We start from the raw sequence: 5,593 nt of genomic DNA, 5'->3' as shown, positions 1-5,593 counted from the left end.
GGCCGGGCCTCGGCGGCGGGTTTCCGGGCGGGCCGGGCCACCGCGAGCGCCGCGGCGGGTGCCGTGCCGCTGGGGGCGATCGCGCACCTGCTGCCCGCGGGGGTGGATCTGTCGGACCCGGTGGCGGGGTTCGCCGCGGTCGCCGAGCGGCTGGCCGCCGGACCGGGACGGCGAAGATGGGTGCTGCTGGTCGACGACATGCATCTGCTGGACTCGGCCTCGGCGGTGCTGCTGCGGCAACTGATGGACACCGGCGTGCTCCTGCTGATCGGCACCGTCCGCAGCGGTGAGCCGTACGGGAAGGCCGTCACGGCGCTGCGGGGCGGCGACGCGGTGCGCCGGGTCGACCTGACCGTACTGAGCACCGGGCAGATCGAGGAGTTGCTCCAGGCCGCACTCGGCGGAGCCGTCGCCCGGCGCAGCCTGCACGAGCTGTCGGCTGTCAGCGGCGGCAACGTGCTGTACCTGCGTGAACTGGTCCTGGGCGCCCTGACCGCCGGGGACCTGACCGAGGACGGGGAGATCTGGCATCTGGCCGAGGGCCGACTCCCGGCCACCGTACGGCTGACCGAGGTGATCGGCGGTCGCCTGGCCACCGCCGACCCGGCCGGACTCCCCGTACTCGAACTGCTCGCGCTGTGCGAGCCGTTACCGCTGGCCGATGCCGAAGACCTGGCCCCGCCGCAGGTGATGGCCGCCTTGGAACAGGCCGGACTGATCCGCGTCACCCAGGACCGGCGGCGCACCGCCGTGTCCCTGGCCCATCCGCTGTACGGCGAGGTACTGCGGGCCGGTCTCCCGGTCCTGCGCCGCCGGGCCCTCCTGCTGGACCAGGCCGCACGCGTCGAGGCCCGCGGCGCCCGCCGCCGCGGCGACCTGCTGCACATCGCCACCTGGCGGCTGGCCGCCACCGGCACCGCCGACCCCACCCTTCTCACGCAGGCCGCCGTACTGTCCCGCCACGCGCACGACTACCCCCAGATCGTCGCTCTCCTGGAGGCCCTTCCCGAGAAGCACCGCACCACGGCCACCGGCCTGATGCTCGGCCACGCCTTCTTCGAGATGGGCCGCTGGGACCAGGCCGAGGCGGCGATCGCCCAGGCCGACGCCGTGGCCGTCGGCGAGCAGGACAAGCTGGCGGTCGCTCTGGTCCGCACGCTCAACCTGCTGTGGAGCAACGCCCCCCTCAGCGAGGCACTCGCGGTCAACGACGCGGCACTGAACCGGATCACCAGCCCGGCGGCCCGCCAAAAGCTCACCATCAATGAGGGCTTCATGCGGATCGTCGCCGGTCAGCCGGCCCATGGGCTGACACTTCTGGAGGACCTGGAGACCGACGTCGGTGACGCCCCCGACGTCGACGTCTGGCTGCGAGGCGCCTGGATGAAGCCTTTCGCGCTGGCACTGGTGGGCCGCACCGGCGAGGCCGCGACCTGGGCGGAGCGCGCCCACGCCGGACACCGGAAGGTCGACGAATACGCCCTCGTCTCCCATCCCGCCGTCCAGCGCATCCCGCTCGTCCTCGCTCTCACCGAGGCCGGCCTCCCGGACGAAGCCCGCCGCGAGGGCGAGCGCACCTACGCCGAACTGGTCGCCGCCGATTCCGTCGTACGGGTCTGGCTGGCGGTCTTCCTCGGCCGTACGGAGTGGCTGGCCGGGAGGCCGGCGACCGCACGCCGCTGGTGGGCCGAGGCCGCCGCCCTGGCCCGTTCCTTCGACCACACCATGGCCCTGCGACCGGTGCTCGGCGGCCTCGCCGCATGTGCGGCCGTGCTGGGAGACCTGGACGCGGCCGAAGCGTCGCTGGCCGAACACCGCACCCTGCCGCCGCTGGCACCGGGCCTGCTGTCCGCGGGGGAGGAACGCCTGGGCGAGGCATGGCTGTTGGCCGCTCGCGGACACCTGGATCGGGCTCGGGCCGTGCTCACCGCTGCCGCCCTTGTCGCCCGCTCGACCGGCCACCGCACCGGCGAGGCACTGTTGTTGACCGATGTGGCCCGGCTCGGCGGAGCGAAGGAGGTCACGGACCGCCTGACCGCACTGGCACAGCGATGCGACGGGGCACTCGCCCCGGCCCGGGCTCAACTGGCGGCGGCGCTGGCAGCCGACGACCCCGACCAGCTCCTCCGGGCCGCCGACGCATGCCAGGCCGTCGGCGCGGAGCTGCTCGCCGCCGAGGCGGCCACCGCCGCCGCAGCCGCCTGGCGCCGGGCACACCAGGCGCGCCGCGCCTCGGCAGCCGCCCACCGGGCCGCCGCGGCCCCGGCCCGCTGCGAAGGCGCCCGCACACCACTGCTGACCACCGCCCAGTCCACCGCTCCGCTCACCGACCGCGAACGCGAGATAGCCCTGCTCGCCGCGCTCGGCAACGCCAGCAAGGACATCGCCGACGCCCTCGCCCTGTCGGTACGCACCGTCGACAACCACCTCCACCGCGCCTACGCGAAACTCGGCGTCACCACCCGGCGCGAACTGGCCCGGACCCTGAGAACACCGTCACCCGTCCCACGCCCGGGTCACCAGCACGGCCGGTCGTAGACAGCGACCGGCGGTGGAGTTCGTCGAGGGTGCGGGTCAGCAGAGGGCCGACAGCCTCGGTGTCACCGCGGGCCAGGCCGTCGAGCGCGCCTTGCAGTCCGAGTCCTGTACCGGCGAGGGACGGGCCGAGTTCGTTCCGGAGGTCTTCGCGTATCCGATGGCGTTCGGTCCGGGTGGCATCGACGACGCGGTCACGATGCCGAATTCGTCGTCAGCGCCAGTCCTCCGGGATGTTGCGCAGTTGCTTGAGAAGATCCCAGTCCTTGGGCCGTGCCCCACGGGAGAACCACTCGGCGCCCTGCCCGGTCCAGTAGCCGCGATACTGCCGGGTGCCTGAAACGTCGAGCGGCGGCGTGCCCGACTCCCATCCGCAGCAGCTGCAGATGATGTGGGTCGGCCAGGTGTCCTCGAAGAAGAGGTCACCGTCCGTGTAGCCGCAGACGCGACAGACATCCTCGTCCTCGATGCTTCTCATCGGGTCGTCGCTCTTCATGGTTCCCCATACTGTCTTGGCGACGGTTCACACGGCACCCAATTACCCGCCCGCGGAAGCACGGTTGCCCGGCGCTGGCGTGGTCAGGCCGCGCGGGCGCGGAGGCGGCGCAGCATTCGGGGGTCCTCGAAGCCGACTGAGCGGGCGGCGGCGTCGGTTGTCGCTCCGTGGCTCATGAGGTGTTGGGCGCGTTCGAGGCGCAGGGCCTGCTGGTAGCGCAGTGGGGTGAGTCCCGTGGCGCGGCTGAAGAGGCGGGTGAGGGTCCGTTCGCTCACGCCGACGGCCGAGGCCAGGGCGGGGAGGGGGAGCGGTTGGTCGAAGCGGGCGTCGATGAGGTCCTGGGCCCGGTGCACGGTGTCGTCGAGGTGGGACCGGTGCCGGAGCATCGCGCTGGACTGCGGCTCATGGCCGTTGCGGCGGGCGTATACGACCATCTCGCGGGCCACCTGCGCGGCGACGGCCGGGCCACGCTGGATGGCGACCAGATGCAGGGCCAGGTCGATACCGCTGGCGATGCCCGCCGAGGTGATCACCCGGTCGTCGGCGGTGAACAGGACGTCGCGGACGACCACTGCCCGGGGATGGCGCCGGGCCAGTTCGTCCTGCACGTCGTGGTGGGTGGTGCAGCGGCGGCCGTCCAGCAGGCGGGCCCGGCCGAGCGCCTCGGCCCCGGCACACACGCTGGCCACCGTCCCACCCCTGGCGTGGTGGTCCCGTAGGACCTGGAGGGAGGCGGCACCGATGGCTGGGCTGTCGGCCAGGGTTGCCGCCCGCCAGCCGGGCACCAGGATCAGGTCCTCGGGCCCGAGCTCGGGCCAGTCGAGCCCCGCCACCAGCGGCAGCCCCTGAGCGGTGGAGACCTGCGGCCTCTCGGCGACGTAGGACAGCGTGTAGGGGTGCCCGAAGTCGGCGGCAGTCGAGAAGACCTGCGCGGGTCCTGCCAGGTCCAGCAGGTGGACTCCGGGCACCAGGAAGAAGACGATGTGGCTCACGATTCGGTCATCATGCCCTACTCCCGGCCGCGGCCTCCAGCTGGTCGACCGTCGCGATGGTGGCGAAGCGTCCGGCGAGGGCGTACTCGGTGCGCCTGATGACCTCTTCGGCGGGCAGCGTGAGCGGGTCGGCCAGCAGCTCGGCGACGCTCTGGTCGGCGGGGGCGTCGCGGTGGGGGATGGGATTGGTCGCGGTCGCGTCGGTGACGAACGTGACCTGGTAGCCGAGGTCGCTCGCGACGCGGGTGGTGGTCTCCACGCACTGCTCGGTACGGATGCCGCAGACGGTGAGTTCGCGGACACCGCGCTCGGTGAGCAGTTGCTGCAGGTTGGTGGTGGTGAAGGCGTTGTGCGAGGTCTTGTGGATCAGCGGCTCCCCGTCCGCCCGCTCCAGTTCCTCCATGAGCCGGACGTGGCCGAGGGCAGGGTCGAAGACATCCCCGCTGCCGGGCTCGGAGTGCAGCACCCATACGACCAGGTCCCCGGCCTGACGGGAGAGCCGGACGAGACGGTTCACCTGGTCGGCGATCTTCAGGTCGGAGGTGGTCTCCCACAGCGGACGGGCCCGGAAGGACTCCTGGACATCAATGACGATCAGTGCTCGGGTCATGCCCCAAGCCTGGCCCGTACGAGAGGGCCGGAACCAGGCCGCATCGGGTCCGGGTGCGGACTGATCCGGTCATGGGCGGGGCTGGCGGGGCTGTGAGGCCATTGAGGTCGCCCCCATAAAAAGCTACGAGTGGCAACGAGTCTCTACGAGCGGGAGTCGCGATCCCGCAAAGCGCTGAGGCCGCCGGCGTCGTTGAAATGCTGCTGGGCATGAGCCAGGCGGCGCGCATCGCGCACGCCTCTGGAAGCAGTCGCTTCGATTCGCCGCGCTTCCGGCCCGGAATCCATCCGGCGCCTCTGACGGCCCACCAGCACGGTCACGGCGACCGTCAGAACGGACACGACCACCGTCGCAGCCAGAACCAGGTAGACCATCCTCAACCCCCGAACTCGCCTCGGGCCGTTCACCACCATCCCGCCCCGGCACAGACCACCCAGGGCCGCTCACGCCACCGTACCCAGCGGACGACCACAGCCGAACAGCCGCTTCCGGCACCAATGACCGGCAGAACTCTGCCGCCCTCTGGCAACTTCACGGTGCGCGATGGCAGGCCTCAGGTAAGTGGCGGGACCAAGGTCGCCGGAGTGTGGCCGTCCGGGCGGACAGTGATTCCGTGTACCGCCTTTGTGGGGGTGGAGGAGAAGGCCGGGGTGTGGGCCGGTAGTAGGTGTTCGAGTAGGACGGTGGATTCGCGGAGTGCGAATTGCAGGCCGAGGCAGGCGCGGGGGCCGATGCCGAAGGGGAAGTAGGCACCCGGGTGGGTGGCTACTTCCCCTTCGGCATCGGCCCCCGCGCCTGCCTCGGCCTGCAATTCGCACTCCGCGAATCCACCGTCCTACTCGAACACCTACTACCGGCCCACACCCCGGCCTTCTCCTCCACCCCCACAAAGGCGGTACACGGAATCACTGTCCGCCCGGACGGCCACACTCCGGCGACCTTGGTCCCGCCACTTACCTG

The 5,593-nt window shown here is 71.7% G+C and carries 7 protein-coding genes; 2 read left to right on the top strand and 5 right to left on the bottom strand.

Annotation, left to right across the window (positions count from 1 at the left end; all coding sequences use genetic code 11):
- The coding region (locus AOK17_RS43870; RefSeq protein ID WP_055618243.1) for a helix-turn-helix transcriptional regulator at positions 1-2,538 on the top strand (2,538 nt) is incomplete at its 5' end.
- Positions 2,539-2,749: 211 nt separating this feature from the next.
- Here AOK17_RS43870 and AOK17_RS43865 read toward each other — a convergent pair.
- The 5 genes from AOK17_RS43865 to AOK17_RS49510 all read right to left on the bottom strand — a co-directional run bounded on the left by AOK17_RS43865 (position 2,750) and on the right by AOK17_RS49510 (position 5,444).
- Positions 2,750-3,031 (bottom strand): hypothetical protein, encoded by a 282-nt coding sequence (locus AOK17_RS43865; RefSeq protein WP_055618242.1) that lies wholly within the window; start codon positions 3,029-3,031, stop codon positions 2,750-2,752.
- 83 nt (positions 3,032-3,114) lie between these two features.
- Positions 3,115-4,023, bottom strand: coding sequence for a GlxA family transcriptional regulator (locus tag AOK17_RS43860; RefSeq protein WP_055618241.1), 909 nt, complete (start codon positions 4,021-4,023; stop codon positions 3,115-3,117).
- Between the two features lie 10 nt (positions 4,024-4,033).
- Positions 4,034-4,633 (bottom strand): isochorismatase family protein, encoded by a 600-nt coding sequence (locus AOK17_RS43855; protein ID WP_055618240.1) that lies wholly within the window; start codon positions 4,631-4,633, stop codon positions 4,034-4,036.
- Positions 4,634-4,776: 143 nt separating this feature from the next.
- Positions 4,777-5,007: a hypothetical protein gene (locus AOK17_RS43850; RefSeq protein WP_157881532.1), complete on the bottom strand. Its 231-nt coding sequence runs from the start codon at positions 5,005-5,007 to the stop codon at positions 4,777-4,779.
- Positions 5,008-5,186: 179 nt separating this feature from the next.
- Entirely contained in the window at positions 5,187-5,444 is a 258-nt protein-coding gene (locus AOK17_RS49510) for a cytochrome P450 (protein ID WP_425424690.1), read from the bottom strand.
- On the opposite strand from AOK17_RS49510, the gene AOK17_RS49505 reads away from it, so the two are divergent.
- Positions 5,391-5,593: cytochrome P450 (locus tag AOK17_RS49505; RefSeq protein ID WP_425424689.1), on the top strand; the 203-nt coding region annotated here is incomplete at its 3' end. The two genes, AOK17_RS49510 and AOK17_RS49505, sit on opposite strands and share 54 nt — an antisense overlap.

The organism is Streptomyces phaeochromogenes (genome assembly GCF_001418655.1).
In the GTDB taxonomy this organism is placed as follows: Bacteria; Actinomycetota; Actinomycetes; order Streptomycetales; family Streptomycetaceae; genus Streptomyces; species Streptomyces phaeochromogenes.
This window is presented reverse-complemented; position numbering and strand designations above follow the sequence as displayed.